Source organism: Bacillus sp. FSL K6-0268 (genome assembly GCF_038005425.1).
In the GTDB taxonomy this organism is placed as follows: Bacteria; Bacillota; Bacilli; order Bacillales; family Bacillaceae_G; genus Bacillus_A; species Bacillus_A thuringiensis_S.
In genome coordinates, this window is sequence record NZ_JBBOTF010000001.1 from 3,399,945 (window position 1) to 3,419,340 (window position 19,396).

Consider the following 19,396-nt stretch of genomic DNA (forward strand, 5'->3'; position numbering starts at 1 on the left):
AGAAGATGTACCGAAAGTGCACTAAAAACCTCCATGCCCAACTTGTAGACATGGAGGCATATAGTCACAGAAAAAAATTCCGTTTCGTATATTAACACCTAGGTAGGAAATTAAGTCTATTGACACCTACTGTCTACGGTACACTATTTAAATTCACAACATAAATGATTATATTAAATCTTCTTTATGAAGTCAACTTCCAATTTTTACGCTAATGTAGAAACGTCTACACGTACGCCAGGTCCCATTGTAGAAGCAACTGTTACGTTCTTCATGTAAGTACCTTTTGCAGCAGATGGCTTAACTTTTAATAAAGTATCAGCGATTGTTTTGAAGTTTTCTACTAATTTAGCATCTTCGAAAGATACTTTACCGATTGGAACGTGGATGTTACCAGCTTTATCAACGCGGTATTCAACTTTACCAGCTTTGATTTCGTTAACAGCTTTAGTTACATCGAAAGTAACTGTTCCAGTTTTAGGGTTTGGCATTAAACCTTTAGGTCCTAATACGCGACCAAGTTTACCAACTTCACCCATCATGTCAGGAGTTGCTACTACTACATCGAAATCGAACCAACCTTGTTGGATTTTACCGATGTAATCAGTATCGCCTACGAAGTCAGCTCCAGCAGCTTCAGCTTCTTTAGCTTTTTCACCTTTAGCGAACACTAATACACGTTGTACTTTACCAGTACCGTGCGGAAGAACAACTGCACCACGGATTTGTTGGTCAGCTTTCTTAGGGTCAACACCTAAACGGAATGCAGCTTCTACAGTTGCATCAAATTTAGCTGTGTTTGTTTTCTTTACTAATTCTACTGCTTCTGTTGCAGAGTAAGCAGCTGCACGGTCAACAAGCTTTGCAGCTTCTACGTACTTTTTACCTCTTTTAGCCATTTTTATTTCCTCCTCGAATGTGGTTTTAGCGGAATAACCTCCCACGTTTACGCCTGTTTTCAGGTATAACCTGAGGATGAGCGCCATCCATTTATTTAAAAACGATAATCATTTACGATAATAAAGGTTGCGAATTGGAATTCCAGACCCGCAACCTTTTTTTAAAAACAAATCGAATTAGTCTTCGATAACGATGCCCATACTGCGTGCAGTACCTTCAACCATACGCATTGCAGCTTCTACGCTAGCAGCGTTTAGGTCAGGCATTTTAGTTTCAGCGATTTCGCGTACTTTATCACGCTTAACAGTTGCCACTTTATTACGATTTGGTTCACCAGAACCAGACTCAATACCAGCTACTTTCTTAAGAAGAACAGCAGCAGGAGGAGTTTTAGTAATGAAAGTGAATGAACGGTCCTCAAATACCGTAATTTCAACAGGGATGATAAGACCAGCTTGATCTGCTGTACGAGCGTTAAACTCTTTACAGAAGCCCATGATGTTAACACCTGCTTGTCCTAATGCTGGACCAACTGGTGGAGCTGGGTTAGCTTTACCTGCAGGAATTTGAAGCTTTACCATTTTAATTACCTTTTTAGCCACGAGACACACCTCCTTAAGTCCGTGATGTGGTCAATTGGACAGTGATTTGCCCTCCCACGTCATATTTTATCTGTAAGGATAAAATCTTTCAAAAAACGCCTCCGATAATGAAGACGTACTGACTTAAAAGATATTATCACTTTTTACAATTCATTTCAAGTTTCATTTTATAATTTTTCAATTTGATGGAAGTCAAGTTCAACTGGAGTCTCGCGACCAAACATGTCCACAAGTACACTAACCTTTTTCTTCTCCACATCAATTTCTTCAATAGCACCTGTATAATCTGCGAATGGCCCCTCATTTACACGTACTGTCTCATGAAGTTCAAAGTCGAAATCAACCACTTCGTTGTCCATTCCCATATGTTTCATAATGGTAACAACTTCCTCTTCTAATAGAGGCGATGGCTTAGATCCAGAACCAGAAGAACCAACGAACCCAGTTACACCCGGCGTGTTACGTACAACATACCAAGAATCATCAGTCATGATTAATTCTACTAATACATAACCTGGGAACACTTTTCTTTTCATTAATTTTTCTTTTCCGTTTTTCATTTCTACTTCTACTTCTTCCGGGACAACAACACGGAAAATTTTATCTTGCATACCCATTGATTCTACACGCTTCTCTAGGTTTGCTTTTACTTTATTTTCATATCCAGAATAAGTATGGACAACATACCAACTTTTTTCCATTCATTTAGGACGAGCGTCCTTCCCTCCCTGACGTACATTTTTTTGCGCAAATGAAAAAACCCGTTCACCGGGCTTTTACACAGTTCTTATAAATAACATTATATCATGGATAAGTGCTTCTTATTCAAGAATTAACCAAGAATTAACCGAATTAAAGAAGAAATGCCCATATCAACTACTGCGAAGAAAATCGCAAAGAACACAACTGTAGCAACAACAGTCGCTGTTGAGCGGAGTAATTCATCTTTTTTAGGCCAACTTACTTTTTTCATTTCGCGACCTACATCGCCGAAAAAGTTCGTTAAACGCATCTGCGGGACCTCCAGTGTATTATTTCAATTATTTATTTTGTTTCCTTGTGAACTGTATGCTGATTGCATGTTTTACAAAACTTTTTTATTTCAAGTCGCTCTATTGAGCTCGTATCTTTCATAGTAGAGTAGTTTCGATTTTTACACTCTTCACATGAGAGTACAACTTTTTTCCTCATTAGTTACACCAACCTTGTAACATTATGTCCCTAAAAATGTATCATACAATAAAAGACAATGTCAATGACATGCATTTTGTACGCTCTACAAAAGAAAACAGGTGATTTATTTTACACCTGTTGTACTTGTTATTTGTTATGAATTTAAAGTTGTACTTTCTCGCATTTCCATATATCGTTCCAATTTCCTCTTCACCCGCTGTAAAGCGTTATCAATAGATTTCACATGTCTGTTTAACTGTTCTGAAATCTCTTGATAAGAACGCCCATCTAGATATAAAGAAAGTACTTTTCTTTCTAAATCGCTTAATAATTCTGATATTTTTGATTCTATGTCTGTATATTCTTCTTGGCTAATAATCATCTCTTCAGGATCAGTTACCTTCGCTTCAGAAATAACATCCAATAATGTTCGATCAGATTCCTCATCGTAAATCGGCTTATCTAAAGACACATATGAATTTAAGGGAATATGTTTTTGTCTTGTTGCCGTTTTAATAGCGGTAATAATTTGTCGAGTGATACACAGTTCAGCAAATGCTTTGAATGAAGACAGCTTGTCCTCTTTATAATCACGAATTGCTTTAAACAACCCTATCATACCTTCTTGAACAATGTCTTCTCGATCGGCACCCACTAAAAAGTAAGATCTTGATTTCGCGCGAACAAAGTTCTTATACTTGTGAATTAAATATTCTAGAGCGTCAGTATTACCTTTTCGAACTAACTCAACGATTGCCTCATCCTCTAAATCACGAAATGTAACGTCGCCTACACTTACGAAGCCTGCTTCCACCTTGATCCCTCCGACCGCTATTTATTTAGCAATATTATACAGTAAAAAGACAAAGAGCGTCAATGCTTCAACGCTCTCCTCTTCTTAATTTTTCTAATTTTTCTGTAATATCTTTACTAAATATCTTTCGCATGGCGGGTTGCTGTTCTTTCGTGTCTTTTGTACGCCTTCTTACTTGTTGCTCCATTGCCTGTACTTCCAACTCTAATTCACGCGCAGATTTCCGAAGGGCACCTTGCGCAAATATAACCCATTGTTCCGTGTAATCAGAAGTCGCAACATATATTCGTGTATTTATATTTCTAAGCTCTATCGCAAGTTGCTCTATCTTTTCATCTGCAGTTTGATTCTTTCGTGTGAATATTACTTCCACACGAGATTGTTTCATCTTTTTTTCAATACCATGTACTGTATAGGCATCAAAGACTATCATCACTTTTGTGCCTGTATAACCTTGATAATCCGCCATCTTATCAATAAGTGCATCTCTTGATGATTGTAAATCTACATCCCGCAGTTTCTTCAAATCTCCCCAAGCTCCGATAATGTTGTAACCGTCAACGATTAAAATATCGTTCATCTTTTATTTACCAATTTCGTGACGTTTACGATATACCTCATACATTAACAAACTTGCGGCTACGGAAGCATTTAAGGATGTAACTTTACCAACCATCGGTAGAGTGATTAGGAAATCACACTTTTCACCAATAATACGGCTCATACCTTTTCCTTCACTACCAATTACTAACCCAATCGGCATTTTACCATCTAAATTACGATAATCCGTTTTTCCTTTGGCATCTGTACCAGCAATCCAAAGTCCACGTTCTTTTAATTCATCAATTGTACGGGATAAGTTCGTTACGCGTGCAACAGGAATGTATTCAATTGCTCCTGTTGATGCTTTCGCAACTGACGCTGTAAGCCCCACAGCCCTTCTCTTTGGAATAATAATCCCATGAGCTCCTGTCGCATCAGCAGTACGCATAATAGAACCTAAGTTATGCGGATCTTCAATCTCATCTAAAATTAAGAAGAATGGATCTTCATTACGTTTTTCTGCCACTTTGAATAAATCTTCTAACTCCGCATACTGATATGCAGCTACTTGAGCGATTACACCTTGATGATTACCCTCAACTAATTGATCTAACTTTTTCTTTGGTGCATGTTGTAAAATAACCTTATTTTCTTTCGCTAACGCTAGTACAATCTGCACTTGTCCTTTGGCAGCACCTTCTGCGATCCAAATTTTATTAATATCTCTCCCTGATCGTAACGCTTCAATTACAGGGTTACGTCCGATAATATATTCACTACTCATGATGATGTGCCCCCTTCCTTTTCTTCTAAAACTGCAATTGCCTTATATACAATTTCGTCTAATCTTTCACGGTTATTTAATAAATGATGATAACCAATTAGCGCTTCAAAGGCTGTACTATGTCGATATGTTTGTACATCCGTATTTTTCGGAACCGTACCTGAATTTGCATTACGTCCTCTTCTTAATACCGCCTCTTCTTCCTCTGTCAAAAACGACGTCTCTAATAAATGATAGACAACTTTCGCCTGTGCTTTTGCTGAAACAAAGCTCGTCCCTAAGCGATGTAATTGATTAGGGCGAACCTTTCCTTTTTGAAGGAGGTGATAGCGGATATATTGTTCATATACCGCATCACCCATATACGCTAACGCCAAGCTGTTTAATTGCTTTGCATCAATCATCCTTATCCTCTTTTCCATCTTGTACCTTGAGCGGTATCTTCTAAAATAATATTACGTCCTTTTAAATCGTCACGAATTTGATCAGACAATGCGAAATCGCGATTTTTACGAGCCTCAATGCGCTTTTGGATAAGTTCTTCAATTTCTTCATCCAGCAATTCTTCTTGCGTTAATTCTAATCCTAAAATATCAAATAACGTTTCCAATTGTTTTACGTATGCTTCGATCACAACTTTAGATGTATGCTCTTCAAGTAAATATTGATTTGCATGATTGGCTACATTGTATAATTCGGTAATTGCATTCGCAGTGTTAAAGTCATCATTCATTGCCTCTTCAAATGCAGTCTGGAATTTCTCTATTTCAACTAACCATTTCTCATTATGGTCTGTTAAATCCGTACTGCTTTCCATACGATGCTTTAAGTTTCCATAAGCTGTTTTAATTCTTTCCAGCCCATTATTCGTACTTTGTAATAACTCTTCACTAAAGTTAATCGGATGACGATAGTGTACTGATAACATAAAGAATCTAATTAACTGTGGGTCGTATTGCTTAATAATATCGTGAACTAAAATAAAGTTACCAAGCGATTTAGACATCTTCTCATTGTTAATATTAATATATCCATTATGCATCCAGTAACGTGCAAACGTTTTTCCAGTCAATGCTTCCGACTGCGCAATTTCATTTTCATGATGCGGGAACGCCAAGTCTTGACCACCAGCATGAATGTCAATTGTATCCCCTAAGTACTTACGTGCCATTGCTGAGCATTCAATATGCCACCCTGGACGCCCTTGCCCCCAAGGGCTTTCCCAGAAGATTTCTCCTTCTTTCGCAGCTTTCCATAAAGCAAAATCAAGAGGGTCTTGTTTCTTTTCCCCTACCTCAATACGAGCACCGTGACGTAAATCTGCGATTGGTTGATGTGATAATTTACCGTAACCTTCGAATTCCTTCGTTTTAAAGTACACATCACCCTCTGATTCGTATGCATACCCTTTATTCACAAGTTCTTGAATAAATTCAATAATGATATCCATATTTTCTGTTACACGAGGATGGACTGTTGCGTGTTTGCAACCTAGCGCTGTTACATCTTCAAAGTACGCTTCAACAAAACGATTAGCAATTGTCGGTACATCTTCACCTAATTCATTTGCCGCTTTAATTAATTTATCATCTACGTCCGTAAAGTTCGATACGTATTGCACATCGTACCCTTTATATTCTAGATAGCGACGTACTGTATCGAATACCATAGGAGGTCTTGCATTGCCAATATGAATGTAGTTATAGACTGTAGGTCCGCATACATACATCTTTACCTTATTTTCTTCTAATGGAACAAACTCTTCTTTTTGACGTGTTAACGTATTATAAATGTGAATAGTCATTTTTATCCTTCCTTTCTACCTTTACTTCCAGTTGTTTCTTCAATTTATCAAGTTCTACTTCCATAGCCTTTAATTTATCAAAAATTGGATCCGGAAGGTCAGAGTGATTTAATTCTTGACCAATCTTTACTCCATTTTGAATAACGACTCGGCCAGGTATACCTACAACTGTAGAATGTGCAGGAACTTCTTTTAATACGACAGACCCTGCCCCGATTTTAGAATTCTCTCCCACAGTAATAGAACCAAGGACTTTAGCACCCGTCGCAATTAATACATTATCCTGAATTGTTGGATGCCTCTTGCCTTTTTCTTTTCCTGTACCACCTAATGTAACCCCTTGATAAATTGTTACATTATCACCAATTTCACAAGTTTCTCCAATTACAACTCCCATTCCATGGTCTATGAAAAAGCGTCGACCAATAGTTGCTCCTGGATGAATCTCAATGCCAGTAAAAAAACGACTAACTTGTGAAACAAAACGTGCAAGAAAGAAAAAATCCCTTTTATAAAAAGCATGTGCAATTCGATGAGCCCAAACTGCATGTAATCCAGAGTAAGTTAAAATGACTTCGAAATAACCTCTTGCCGCTGGATCCTGTTCAAAAACGACTTCAATATCTTCCCGAAGCCTCTTAAACATCGATGTTCCCTCCCCTTTATGGGCTGCTTTTTCGAGTGAACTAACTCCCTACTTATCTCCCTAAATCTTTATACACGTAGATAAAATTTATACTCATACCCAGTTTTACGGTATAAAAAAAGACGCCTCTGTCATATTGACAGAGACGCCTTTTAAGCGCGGTTCCACTCTGTTTAGGCTAAAAAAGCCTCAAACTCATCTCTGATAACGGTGTACACCGCTTCTGCTTACTTTAACGCCTTAAGATGTTTCACAAAACATTTTGCTGTTCAGCAGAAGACTCGAAGGGGCATTTCAAAAACCCGCTTATAAACCACTTCCAGCCTAAAGGTGGTTCTCTCTGTAAAAAGCCTGATTTTCTACTTCTCCTTCTCGTCGCTTTTCCTTATTAGGTTTTAAGTATACTTATTATATTTCTAAACCTAGAAAATGTTAACCAATTACTTTTTGAAGACGATTTAAAACTTTTTCTTTTCCAAGAAGTGCAATAGCATTAGGAAGCTCTGGGCCATGTGTTTGACCAGTAGTTGCAACACGGATTGGCATAAATAAGTTTTTACCTTTATGACCTGTTTCCTTTTGAACTGCTTTAATAGCCGCCTTAATTGCTGCTGGTTCCATCGCCTCTAGTGCTTCTACTTGACCAGCAAATGCACGAAGTACTTCTGGTACTTGTTCACCTTTTAATACTTCTTGTCCTTCTTCTTCATGATCAACATGATCTTTGAAGAACATTTCAGAAAGCTCTACAATTTCAGCTCCAAAACTCATTTGTTCATGATATAACGCAATTACATCACGAATCCAAGCTTGCTCTTGTTCACTTAAAGTTTCACCTATACGTCCAGCTTTCACTAGATGCGGTAAGCTTAATTCTACCACCGTATCTAAATCTTGCTTTTTCATATATTGGTTGTTCATCCATTTTAATTTTTGAGAATCAAATAATGCAGGTGATTTTGATAAACGAGCTGCATCGAACATTTTGATAAACTCTTCTTGAGAGAAGATTTCTTCTTCTCCTACCGGCGACCAACCTAGTAGTGCAATAAAGTTAAAGATTGCTTCTGGAAGATATCCAAGCTCTTTATATTGCTCAATAAATTGAATAATAGATTCATCACGCTTACTTAATTTTTTACGGCTTTCATTTACAATTAAAGTCATATGGCCAAATTGCGGGATATCCCAACCGAAAGCTTCATAAATCATCATTTGTTTTGGCGTATTTGAAATATGGTCATCACCACGAAGTACATGTGTAATTTCCATTAAGTGATCATCTACTGCTACCGCAAAGTTATAAGTTGGAATTCCATCTTTTTTCACGATAACGAAATCACCGAAATCATTTGAATGGAATGCTACTTCATCTTTTACGATATCTTTAAATGTGTAATCACGATCAGCTGGTACACGGAAACGAATACTTGGAATACGTCCCTCAGCTTCAAATTCTTTCATTTGTTCTTCAGTTAAATCACGGTGGTTACCTGCATAACGAGGTGTTTCACCACGAGAAATTTGTCCTTCACGCTCTGCTTCTAGCTCTTCTTCTGTCATATAACATTTGTAAGCTAAACCACGCTCTAATAAATCTAGATATAATTTTTTATAAATATCTAAACGCTCTGTTTGACGATATGGTCCAAATTCACCGCCAACATCAACACCTTCATCCCAGTCCATACCGAGCCATTTCAAGTATTTTAATTGGCTTTCTTCTCCACCAGCCACGTTACGTTTTACATCAGTATCTTCAATACGAATAATAAACTTGCCATCTAAATGACGAGCAAATAAATAATTAAATAATGCCGTACGCGCATTTCCGATATGTAAGTGTCCTGTTGGACTTGGCGCATAGCGCACTCTCACTTGCTTTTCCATAATTGGTACACCTTCCATTCTTAATGTCTACACATTCTATAATTGTACAACAAAAAAATGTGATTATCCATCTTACGAATTAAAAACCATTATTTTTTCTGTAATAATACCACTGCTTGAGAAGCAATTCCTTCTTCTCTACCTGTAAATCCTAATTTCTCTGTTGTTGTTGCCTTTACATTAATGTTATCTATAGACGTTTCTAACAGTTCACTAATACGTTTACGCATACTTTCAATATGCGGTGCCATTTTTGGCTTTTGAGCAATAATTGTACAATCTAAGTTCCCTAACTCGTAACCTTGTTCACGCACAAATTCCCAAACTTTTTGTAACAATACAGCTGAATCTGCATCTTTAAAAGCTGGGTCTGTATCAGGAAAATGCTTTCCAATATCTCCTGCTGCAATGGCACCTAAACATGCATCAGCAATCGTATGTAACAATACATCTGCATCTGAATGACCGATTAATCCTTTCTCGTGTGGAATTGTAATTCCGCCAATAATTAACGGTCTACCTTCCGCAAATTCATGCACATCAAAACCTTGTCCAATTCGAAACATTCTTTACATCCTCCTTGAGCTAAACCACTGAGCTTTATGACTCTATATTATATTGATATCCCTACAAAGAAAAGCCCGGCCATTGCCGAGCTTTCCTTTGTTATACACCATCACGGCTATTTTTTCTGAACATGAAGGAAACTTTCAGCAATTAGTAAATCCTCTGGAGTCGTCACTTTAATATTATAGTAACTCCCCTCTACTACACCTACTTGCTTACCAATACGTTCCACGAGACTTGCATCATCTGTACCAAGAAAACAACTCTGTTTTGCACTTCTATGAGCTTCTAACAAAAGAGAAACAGAGAACCCTTGCGGTGTTTGTACAGCCTTAAGCTGAGATCGTTCTACCGTTTCGACAACAACACCTTGCTCTACTTTCTTAACTGTATCCTTTACTGGCACTGCACAAATGGAAGCTCCATATTTTTCTGCTGCTGTTAATACGTCTTGAATCACTTTATTCGTTACGAATGGGCGCGCTCCGTCATGTACAAGAACGTATTCAACATCACTCGCATGCTGAATCGCGTTATATACACTATCTTGTCTTTCGGCTCCACCCTGAATAAATTGTACCTGTTTTTCAATCGGATACTTCTGCATTAATTCCTCAAAATACGGGCGTTCCTCTTCGTTAATTGCCATAACAATACTTTTGCACTCTTTATCTCTTTCAAAAGCACGTAATGTATGAACGATAATCGGTACTTCGTTTATAAGTAAGAACAACTTATTTTTGCCAGCACCCATCCGCTTTCCTTGGCCGGCTGCCGGAATAATTAATGTATACATATTAATAATCCTCTACCTATAATGCTTTTTCTAATAATTTACGTTTTGCGAAAATCATACGACCAGCCGATGTTTGTAATACGCTAGTAACCAGTACATTAAGTTGCGAACCTACATACTCTCTACCATCTTCTACTACAATCATCGTACCATCATCTAAGTACGCAACACCTTGGTTTTGCTCTTTACCATCTTTCACAACATAAACATTTAATTCTTCGCCAGGGAGTACAACTGGTTTAATTGCATTAGCTAAATCATTAATGTTTAACACCGTTACTCCTTGTAATTCAGAAACTTTATTTAAGTTGAAATCATTCGTTACTACAGTTCCACCGGTGATTTTTGCTAACTTTACAAGTTTGCTATCCACCTCTTGGATATCCTCGAAATCGCCTTCATAAATTTCTACCGGAATCGGCATCTCTTTTTGAATACGATTTAAAATGTCTAGTCCTCTGCGACCACGATTACGCTTTAAAGCATCGGAAGAATCGGCAATATGCTGAAGCTCTTCTAATACGAATTGTGGAATCACAATTGTTCCTTCCAAAAACTTCGTTTGGCAAATATCAGCAATACGTCCATCGATAATTACACTCGTATCGAGAATTTTCCAATGAGTCGTAGATTTTTCTGCTTCTACCTCTTCGTTCTCGCTATTATTTTTCTTCTTACCTCCGCGTTGGGGTAATGTAAATAATCCTAGCAATTCATTCCTCTTTTTAAATCCTACTTGGAATCCTAAATATCCAAGTAAAAGAGTGAAGAACACTTGCAACACCGTACTAATAACCGGAATTGTAAATTCACGAATCGGTATTAAAATTAAATATGCAACAATAAGACCAGAGATCAATCCTAATGTACCAAATAAAACATCTGCTACAGGCGCCTTTACAAGAGCCTCTTCAATATGCTTAATAAGTTGAACAATATAATCTACAAGCCAAAATGTTGTTAAAAATAAAATAATTGCACCAATAATCGCACGAACATACGATCCTTCCAATAAAGGAACAGCACCGATGTCTAATACATTAATAACTTTTGGGATTAAGTAAATCCCTAACGCTCCCCCGATTACTAGAAAGAAGAGCTGTACGATCCGTTTTAACATCCAACCACCTCCTACTCATTATTAACCATTGTTTCGCTAATCAAAACGCCGAATGCAAAAGCGGACGTGTTTTTTTTTATAAATAGTTTTATTTACCAATATATCATATCATATACCAAAAATGTTCTAGTGTCGTTATATTATGGAATCAATGTAATATTCTTAATTGTGTCTACTCATATAGAGATGCTCTTGAATTCTTTTTAGGCCTTCTCGTATTTTCTTCGCCCTTACTTCCCCAATTCCTTCCACATCATCCAATTCATGAATCGTCGCGCGACAAACTCCTTGCAACGTTTTGAATCGATTAATTAAATTTTCAATGATAAGTGGCGGAACACGAGAGATTTTGCTTGTAATTCGATATCCCCTTGGCGTCACACTTTCTTCTAAACTAGTTTGCCCTGGATAGCCAAGTAATTTAACTAAATCACTATCCTCTAAAAGTTGTGTATTTGCAAGGTCCTGTAACTTTTTCAAAATTTGATGATGGTCTTGTGTTTTCTCCTGGTGATAATCTTTAATTAACAATGCTGCCTCTGCTTCTAAATCAGCTAGCAATTCTGTAAGCTGTAAACGAATTAACCTACCTTCTGTTCCGAGCTCATGAATATAGCTCAATATTTCATTTTTAATACGCAGTACCATTTCAACACTATGTAAAACGTGAACTACCTCAGACATTGTAACGACCTCTTCAAATTCTAGAATGCCCAAATTCGTAATACCATCATTCCATACAGCCTTATATTTTTCTAACGTTTGAATAGCTTGATTTGCTTTTGTTAAAATAACCCCTATATCTTTTAGTGTATAACGTAAGTTCCCTTGATATAGCGTAATTACGTTACGTCTTTGTGAAATGGCCACAACAAGGCTGCCCGTCTGCTTCGCTACACGTTCTGCTGTTCGGTGACGCATACCTGTTTCAATAGAATCAATAGATGCCTCTGGAACTAACTGTGCATTCGCTATTAAAATTTTACTTCCCGTTTCATTTAAAATAAGTGCCCCGTCCATTTTTGCTAATTCATATAAACTAGCAGGAGAGAATGCACAATTAATGTGAAAACCACCATCCACAATACTTTTAATCTGCTCATTATATCCAAGAACAATTAGCCCCCCTGTTTGTGCGCGAAGTACATTATCTATCCCTTCACGCAGTGGTGTTCCTGGGGCCACGAGCTGTAAAATATTAATCATACTTTTGACACGTTGCTTATTTTCTTCCATAGCCTAGCCTCCTAATGTCAAACGAAGCGCTTCTCCTAAATTAGAAACACCTACAACCTCAATCCCATCCGGAATTGTCCATCCTCCTAAGTTTTTTCTAGGAATAATAACACGTTGAAATCCTAATTTAGCCGCTTCTTGTACACGTTGTTCGATTCTTGATACTCTTCTTATTTCTCCAGTTAATCCTACTTCTCCTATTACTGCATCAGTTGGTGCCGTAGATTTATCCCTAAAACTTGAGGCTATACTTAAAGCCACTGCTAAATCAATTGCCGGTTCGTCTAATTTCAAACCACCAGCTACTTTTAAATATGCATCTTGATTTTGCAATAGTAAACCTGTTCTTTTTTCTAATACTGCCATAATAAGCGAAACACGGTTATGATCAATTCCCGTCGCCATTCTTCGAGGATTTCCAAAACTAGTAGGGGAGATTAATGCTTGTATTTCTACTAAAACCGGTCTTGTTCCTTCCATTGAAGCAACTACTGTTGATCCTGCAACACCAACCGGCCTTTCCTCAAGGAAGATTTCAGAAGGATTTAAAACTTCCGCAAGACCAAGCTCTTTCATTTCAAAGATACCCATTTCATTCGTGGAACCAAAACGGTTCTTCACAGCCCGTAAAATACGATACGTATGGTGTCGATCTCCTTCAAAGTAAAGAACTGCATCGACCATATGTTCTAACATACGAGGTCCTGCAATTGCTCCTTCTTTTGTCACATGCCCGACAATGAAAATAGGGATTCCTTTTGTTTTTGCAAGTTTCATTAATTCCGCTGTACATTCACGTACTTGTGCCACACTTCCTGGTGCTGACGTCACTTCAGGTAAATGTATCGTTTGAATAGAATCAATAACAACAAAAGCTGGATTCATCTCTTCAATATGTGCTGCAATACGCTGCAGGTCTGTCTCTGCTACAACAAATAGATTGCTACCCTTTACATGCAAACGATCTGCACGAAGTTTAATCTGCTTTGCCGACTCCTCACCCGATATGTATAATACATCATATGAAGAATCTGCTAATTGTGATGAAATCTGTAATAGTAATGTTGATTTTCCAATCCCAGGGTCTCCACCAATAAGCACTAAGGACCCATCTACAATTCCACCACCAAGCACACGATTAAACTCTTGAAATTCCGTTTCAATACGTGCCTCAGACTTTGTTTCTACTTCGGTAAGACGTCTTGGTTTTGTTACTTCCGTTTGAATTGCATTCGCGTAATTAAGGCGCCTAGATGATACAACTGGCTCCATTTCTTCAACAAGTGTATTCCATTGACCACATCCAGGACATTTACCCATATATTTTGGTGACTGATAACCACATTCTTGACATATAAATTTCGTTTTCTTTTTAGCCATACCTTTTTATAGTTCACTTCACTTTCGTCTATAAACGTTTATCCTTCTCGTACAAGAAAGAGGGCTATCGCGTAGCCCTCTTTGTTTGTCTATACTTATTTTACCTTTTCCGCACTATGAATGACAAATGATTCTCCTTCTACATCAAAGATAACTTTTTGTCCTTTCTCAATAGCACCTTTTAAAAGTTCTTCTGATAGTCTATCTTCTACATGTTTCTGAATTGCTCTGCGAAGTGGACGAGCGCCATACTCACGATCAAATCCTTTATCTGCAATAGCTGAAATTGCCCCTTCCGTTAAGTGCAATTCGATTTCTTGTTCTTTTAAGCGATTTACTAACTGATTTACCATAAGAGTTACAATCTCTTGAATATGTTTTTTCTCAAGCATATGGAATACGATAATTTCATCAATACGGTTTAAGAATTCTGGACGAAATGCCTTTTTCAACTCATCCATTACTTTACCTTTCATATCCGAATAATCACGGCTTTCATCTTGGACATTAAATCCAAGATGTTTGTTACGTTTTAACGCCTCGGCACCAACGTTAGACGTCATAATAACAATTGTATTACGGAAATCAACTGTACGTCCTTTAGAATCTGTTAAACGACCATCTTCTAATACTTGTAGTAGAATATTAAATACATCCGGATGAGCTTTCTCTACCTCATCTAATAATACAACTGAATATGGCTTGCGACGAACTTTCTCTGTTAATTGTCCACCTTCTTCATATCCAACATATCCTGGAGGAGAACCAACTAAACGGGAAGTAGAATGCTTCTCCATATACTCTGACATATCGATGCGAATCATTGCATCTTCATCACCGAACATAGATTCTGCTAGTGCTCTTGCAAGTTCTGTTTTACCTACACCTGTTGGTCCTAAGAAAATAAATGAACCAATCGGGCGCTTCGGATCTTTTAATCCTGCTCTTGCACGACGAACAGCTTTTGCTACTGCTACTACTGCTTCATCTTGACCAATCAAACGATCATGAAGAATGGATTCTAAATTTAATAATTTATCAGTCTCTGTTTGTGCAAGTTTAGAAACTGGGATACGCGTCCATGTAGAAACGACATTTGCAATATCTTCTACCGTAACCTCTGAATTTTCTTTTCCTTGTTGCTCTTTCCATTGACGTTTTGTATCTTCTAACTTCTCACGTAAGCGTTGCTCCATATCACGTAAGGATGCAGCCTTTTCAAATTCTTGACTTTGTACAGCTGCATCTTTTTCTTTTCGAATCTCCTCAAGCTTCACTTCAAGCTCTTTTAAGTTTGGTGGTGTTGTATAAGAACGTAAGCGAACTTTTGAAGCAGCTTCATCAATTAAATCAATTGCTTTATCCGGTAAAAAGCGATCTGTAATATAACGATCTGAAAGTTTTACAGCTGCATCAATAGCGTCATCTGTAATAGATACACGGTGATGCGCCTCATAACGATCACGTAAACCTTTCAAGATTTGAATCGATTCTTCTAAACTTGGCTCATCAACATGAATTGGTTGAAAACGTCTTTCTAAAGCCGCGTCTTTTTCAATATATTTACGATACTCATCTAAAGTTGTTGCCCCAATACATTGTAGCTCTCCTCGTGCTAAAGATGGTTTTAAAATATTCGATGCATCGATTGCACCTTCTGCTCCACCTGCACCAATTAATGTATGAAGCTCATCAATAAATAGAATAATATTGCCTGCTTGGCGAATTTCATCCATCACTTTCTTTAAACGATCTTCAAATTCACCGCGATATTTTGTTCCAGCTACCACTGTACCCATATCTAGTGTCATAACACGCTTATCTCTTAAAGTTTCAGGAACTTCATTATTTACAATTTGCTGTGCTAATCCTTCTGCAATTGCCGTTTTACCTACACCAGGCTCACCAATTAATACTGGGTTATTTTTCGTTCTACGGCTTAATACCTCAATTACACGTTGAATTTCTTTACCGCGTCCAATAACAGGGTCTAAGCGATTTTCACGTGCAACAACTGTTAAGTCCCTTGCTAAACTGTCCAGTGTCGGTGTATTTGCATTTGTTGCTGAACCACCTTGATGACCTGAACTAGCTTCATTACTTCCAAGAAGTTGTAACACTTGTTGTCTTGCTTTATTTAGACTTACACCTAAATTATTTAAAACACGTGCGGCTACACCTTCACCTTCACGGATTAAACCGAGTAAAATGTGTTCTGTTCCAACGTAAGAATGGCCTAGCTTACGCGCTTCATCCATAGATAATTCAATAACCTTTTTAGCACGAGGTGTATAATGTACAGTTTGAGAAGCTTCTGTTCCTCGCCCAATTAACGCTTCTACTTCTTTTTGAACTTTCTCTGGACTTAATCCAAGAGCAATTAATGCTTTTGCTGCAATTCCTTCACCTTCGCGTACAAGCCCAAGTAAAATATGTTCTGTTCCAATATTATTATGCCCAATACGAATTGCTTCCTCTTGAGATAAAGCTAACACTTTCTGTGCTCTTTCTGTAAATCTTCCAAACATCATAGAAATCGCCTCCTACTTGCGCTTAGTTTTTTTCAATACGTAATCGCTCACGGATTAAGGTTGCTCTTCGATAATCTCTTTCTTCTGGCCCTAAAGGTCCACCTGCGTATTGTTGTAAAATACCTGGTTGCGTAAGAACCATTAGCTCCGTCAAAATATTTCTCGATATACCTTTTATATATCCTAGATCAATACCAAGTCGTACATCTGATAAGCAATTGGCTGCTTCTGCAGATTGAATTAAACGACTGTTTGCTAGTATGCCGTAAGAACGATAAACCTTATCTTCAAGTTCAATACTTGAATTTTGTACAATTAATTCTCTAGCCATTTTTTCTTGCTGTATAATTTGTTGAATGACACTCTTTAAATCTGCAATAATATCTTCTTCAGACTTTCCTAGCGTCATTTGATTTGAAACTTGAAATATATTACCTAACGCTTCGCTACCTTCACCGTATATTCCTCTTACTACTAACCCTAATTTTTGAATTACTTGTATAATACGGCTAATTCTTTTTGTTAAAACCAGTCCCGGTAAATGTATCATCACAGAAGCTCTTAACCCTGTGCCAACATTAGTAGGACAACTCGTAATATATCCAAGTGATTCATCAAAAGCGTATTCAACTTCTTTCTCAATCCAATTATCTATTTGATTGGCACTTTGAAGTGCCTCTGATAACTGTAATCCTGAAAATAGGCACTGAATCCGAATATGGTCTTCTTCATTAAGCATAACACTAATATGTTCACTTTCTGATAGTAGACATGCTCCATATTCTGTCCCTGCAAGATTTGGACTAATTAAATGCTTTTCGACTAAAACTCTCCTTTGAAGAGGGGTTAATTCATTCATCTTTAATAGTCCAAACTCCCCAAAAGACCCTACTGCTTTATTTATGAATTTCTTTTTGAATAATTCATGAATCTGTTTAGCTTCTTCTTCGTTTTGCATAGTGGAAAATTGATATTGTTTAAAGTTACGAGCCAAACGAATTCGACTACTTAAAACAATATCAGAATCAGGGCCATCCCCCTTCATCCATGGACTAATTGCTTCGTTCATAATTTTGTCCAGTGACATAGAACTATTCCCCCTCTCTATGCTCACTAAGCTGTATTTCAAGACCTCGGATCTTATCTCTTACTTCTGCAGCTTTCTCAAATTCCTCTTTCTGTACGTATTGTTTCAGAATAAGTTTTAGTTCATCTAATTCTTTCTTTAAGTGGATATTTCCTTCTATACGTTCCGGAATTTTCCCACAATGTTCTGTATGCCCACCGTGAAGGCGTTTTAATAATGGCTTTAAATGCTCCTTAAATGTATCGTAACAAGAATAACAGCCAAAACGTCCGACTTTTGTAAATTGTTCATATGTCATCTTACAATCTGGACATCTTACTATATCTGCATTTGAAAATCCATTTTTTCCTTCTTCAAACATTGTTGATTCACCGTGTAATAAACCAGCAAATAAATCATGAAATGAAAAGTTAGACTGCGATGATGGAAAGAAAGACGTATAGCCACTTTGCTCTGCACATTGCTCACAAAGATGAACTTCCGCCTTCTTCTCGTTAATTACTTTTGTATAATGTAAAGTTGCTGGTCTTATATTACAGTTTTGACAAGTCATCACTATCCCCACCTTTACAACAGGAACGCTCTATCTCATGGTACTTTTCATACATTACTAGATTGTTCGCTTTCCTGAATCCGTTTAAATAAAAGTGCATGTTCTTTTTCAAAACTTCTACAATATTTAACTGCTTTATCTTAGTTATCAATCTTTTACAAAAGTTATATTTATTTATATTTCAGTGTTCTTAACATTGCGCATAATATTCGAGCCCTAAGTTCATCTCGAGAAGGAACATCCATTGATAATACAGAACGATCTATTACGCTTAACATCAGTTTCGCTTCACGATTTGTTATAATTCCCTCTTCTATTAAACGTATAATCATACTTTCTGCATTCCCTTGCGCAACGCTATGATCAATCATATGAAGCATTTGATCAATAATATCTATATCGTCATGCAGTTTGACTTTTATAATGCGAATGTAACCTCCTCCACCACGTTTACTTTCTACTACAAATCCTCTTTCTAACGTAAAACGGGTATTGATTACATAATTGATTTGAGATGGTACGCACTCGAATCGATCCGCAATCTCATTTCTCTTGATTTCAATCACATTATTATTACTTAAGTCAATAACTTGCTTTAGATATTGCTCAATGATATCAGATATATTTCTCATTTATCCGCCACCTTTATTGACTTTGACTATCTTTGACTTTAATTATATACGTATTAATAAAATTTGCAACTCTTTTGCTTATTCACTATCCTAGCCACATTCCCCTGTATTTAAACAAAATATGAATACTTTAAACACATTTTTTATTACTATGGATTATAAAATAAAACACGAAAAAACACGAGTCATTTGACTCGTGTTTTAGTTGCTTGGCGACGTCCTACTCTCACAGGGACAAGGTCCCAACTACCATCGGCGCTAGAGAGCTTAACTTCCGTGTTCGGTATGGGAACGGGTGTGACCTCTCTGCCATCATCACCAAACTATTGAAGGTATAT

The 19,396-nt window shown here is 37.2% G+C and carries 21 protein-coding genes, 1 rRNA gene and 2 other annotated features; all 22 genes read right to left on the reverse strand.

Features of this window, described 5'->3' with window-relative positions:
• Positions 1–13: 13 nt before the first annotated feature.
• Positions 14–157, reverse strand: a sequence feature (ribosomal protein L10 leader region).
• A gap of 49 nt (positions 158–206) precedes the next feature.
• Positions 207–899, reverse strand: coding sequence for a 50S ribosomal protein L1 (gene rplA / locus MHI28_RS17515; protein WP_002084079.1), 693 nt, complete (start codon positions 897–899; stop codon positions 207–209).
• Between the two features lie 177 nt (positions 900–1,076).
• Positions 1,077–1,502, reverse strand: a complete 426-nt coding sequence (rplK, locus tag MHI28_RS17520) for a 50S ribosomal protein L11 (RefSeq protein WP_001085872.1) — start codon at positions 1,500–1,502, stop codon at positions 1,077–1,079.
• A 167-nt stretch (positions 1,503–1,669) separates the two neighbouring features.
• Positions 1,670–2,203: a transcription termination/antitermination protein NusG gene (gene nusG / locus MHI28_RS17525; RefSeq protein WP_000415794.1), complete on the reverse strand. Its 534-nt coding sequence runs from the start codon at positions 2,201–2,203 to the stop codon at positions 1,670–1,672.
• Positions 2,204–2,334: 131 nt separating this feature from the next.
• On the reverse strand, positions 2,335–2,514 hold the full coding sequence (gene secE / locus MHI28_RS17530; RefSeq protein WP_001241323.1) for a preprotein translocase subunit SecE: 180 nt from the start codon (positions 2,512–2,514) through the stop codon (positions 2,335–2,337).
• Between the two features lie 32 nt (positions 2,515–2,546).
• Positions 2,547–2,693, reverse strand: coding sequence for a 50S ribosomal protein L33 (rpmG, locus tag MHI28_RS17535; RefSeq protein WP_014481927.1), 147 nt, complete (start codon positions 2,691–2,693; stop codon positions 2,547–2,549).
• A 136-nt stretch (positions 2,694–2,829) separates the two neighbouring features.
• Positions 2,830–3,489, reverse strand: a complete 660-nt coding sequence (locus MHI28_RS17540) for an RNA polymerase sporulation sigma factor SigH (RefSeq protein ID WP_000387198.1) — start codon at positions 3,487–3,489, stop codon at positions 2,830–2,832.
• A gap of 67 nt (positions 3,490–3,556) precedes the next feature.
• Positions 3,557–4,069, reverse strand: coding sequence for an NYN domain-containing protein (locus MHI28_RS17545; protein ID WP_000997887.1), 513 nt, complete (start codon positions 4,067–4,069; stop codon positions 3,557–3,559).
• A gap of 3 nt (positions 4,070–4,072) precedes the next feature.
• Positions 4,073–4,816: a 23S rRNA (guanosine(2251)-2'-O)-methyltransferase RlmB gene (gene rlmB / locus MHI28_RS17550; protein ID WP_000093762.1), complete on the reverse strand. Its 744-nt coding sequence runs from the start codon at positions 4,814–4,816 to the stop codon at positions 4,073–4,075.
• Entirely contained in the window at positions 4,813–5,220 is a 408-nt protein-coding gene (locus MHI28_RS17555) for a Mini-ribonuclease 3 (protein ID WP_000564265.1), read from the reverse strand. The genes rlmB and MHI28_RS17555 overlap by 4 nt, the downstream gene beginning before the upstream one ends.
• 2 nt (positions 5,221–5,222) lie before the next feature.
• Positions 5,223–6,620, reverse strand: coding sequence for a cysteine--tRNA ligase (gene cysS / locus MHI28_RS17560; protein ID WP_000152284.1), 1,398 nt, complete (start codon positions 6,618–6,620; stop codon positions 5,223–5,225).
• Complete coding sequence (gene cysE, locus MHI28_RS17565; protein WP_000476495.1) at positions 6,601–7,266, reverse strand: serine O-acetyltransferase; 666 nt, start codon at positions 7,264–7,266, stop codon at positions 6,601–6,603. The genes cysS and cysE overlap by 20 nt, the downstream gene beginning before the upstream one ends.
• 138 nt (positions 7,267–7,404) lie before the next feature.
• Positions 7,405–7,651 (reverse strand) — a binding site (T-box leader).
• 47 nt (positions 7,652–7,698) lie between these two features.
• Positions 7,699–9,156, reverse strand: coding sequence for a glutamate--tRNA ligase (gene gltX / locus MHI28_RS17570; protein WP_000415149.1), 1,458 nt, complete (start codon positions 9,154–9,156; stop codon positions 7,699–7,701).
• 89 nt (positions 9,157–9,245) lie between these two features.
• Entirely contained in the window at positions 9,246–9,722 is a 477-nt protein-coding gene (gene ispF / locus MHI28_RS17575; protein WP_000488386.1) for a 2-C-methyl-D-erythritol 2,4-cyclodiphosphate synthase, read from the reverse strand.
• 116 nt (positions 9,723–9,838) lie between these two features.
• Positions 9,839–10,519: a 2-C-methyl-D-erythritol 4-phosphate cytidylyltransferase gene (ispD, locus tag MHI28_RS17580; RefSeq protein WP_000288312.1), complete on the reverse strand. Its 681-nt coding sequence runs from the start codon at positions 10,517–10,519 to the stop codon at positions 9,839–9,841.
• Between the two features lie 16 nt (positions 10,520–10,535).
• Positions 10,536–11,639, reverse strand: coding sequence for a PIN/TRAM domain-containing protein (locus MHI28_RS17585; protein WP_000919681.1), 1,104 nt, complete (start codon positions 11,637–11,639; stop codon positions 10,536–10,538).
• Between the two features lie 162 nt (positions 11,640–11,801).
• Positions 11,802–12,875 (reverse strand): DNA integrity scanning diadenylate cyclase DisA, encoded by a 1,074-nt coding sequence (gene disA / locus MHI28_RS17590; RefSeq protein ID WP_000392164.1) that lies wholly within the window; start codon positions 12,873–12,875, stop codon positions 11,802–11,804.
• Positions 12,876–12,878: 3 nt separating this feature from the next.
• Positions 12,879–14,255 (reverse strand): DNA repair protein RadA, encoded by a 1,377-nt coding sequence (gene radA, locus MHI28_RS17595; RefSeq protein ID WP_001085199.1) that lies wholly within the window; start codon positions 14,253–14,255, stop codon positions 12,879–12,881.
• A 95-nt stretch (positions 14,256–14,350) separates the two neighbouring features.
• The gene (gene clpC, locus MHI28_RS17600) at positions 14,351–16,786 is read right to left on the reverse strand and encodes an ATP-dependent protease ATP-binding subunit ClpC (protein ID WP_000971173.1); all 2,436 of its coding nucleotides are present in this window, start codon (positions 16,784–16,786) and stop codon (positions 14,351–14,353) included.
• Between the two features lie 22 nt (positions 16,787–16,808).
• Positions 16,809–17,873 (reverse strand): protein arginine kinase, encoded by a 1,065-nt coding sequence (locus MHI28_RS17605; RefSeq protein WP_000050837.1) that lies wholly within the window; start codon positions 17,871–17,873, stop codon positions 16,809–16,811.
• Between the two features lie 4 nt (positions 17,874–17,877).
• Entirely contained in the window at positions 17,878–18,426 is a 549-nt protein-coding gene (locus tag MHI28_RS17610) for a UvrB/UvrC motif-containing protein (RefSeq protein ID WP_000128376.1), read from the reverse strand.
• Positions 18,427–18,596: 170 nt separating this feature from the next.
• Positions 18,597–19,058, reverse strand: coding sequence for a transcriptional regulator CtsR (gene ctsR, locus MHI28_RS17615; protein WP_001244560.1), 462 nt, complete (start codon positions 19,056–19,058; stop codon positions 18,597–18,599).
• A 207-nt stretch (positions 19,059–19,265) separates the two neighbouring features.
• Positions 19,266–19,381: ribosomal RNA gene (rrf, locus tag MHI28_RS17620) — 5S ribosomal RNA — on the reverse strand.
• Between the last annotated feature and the right edge of the window lie 15 nt (positions 19,382–19,396).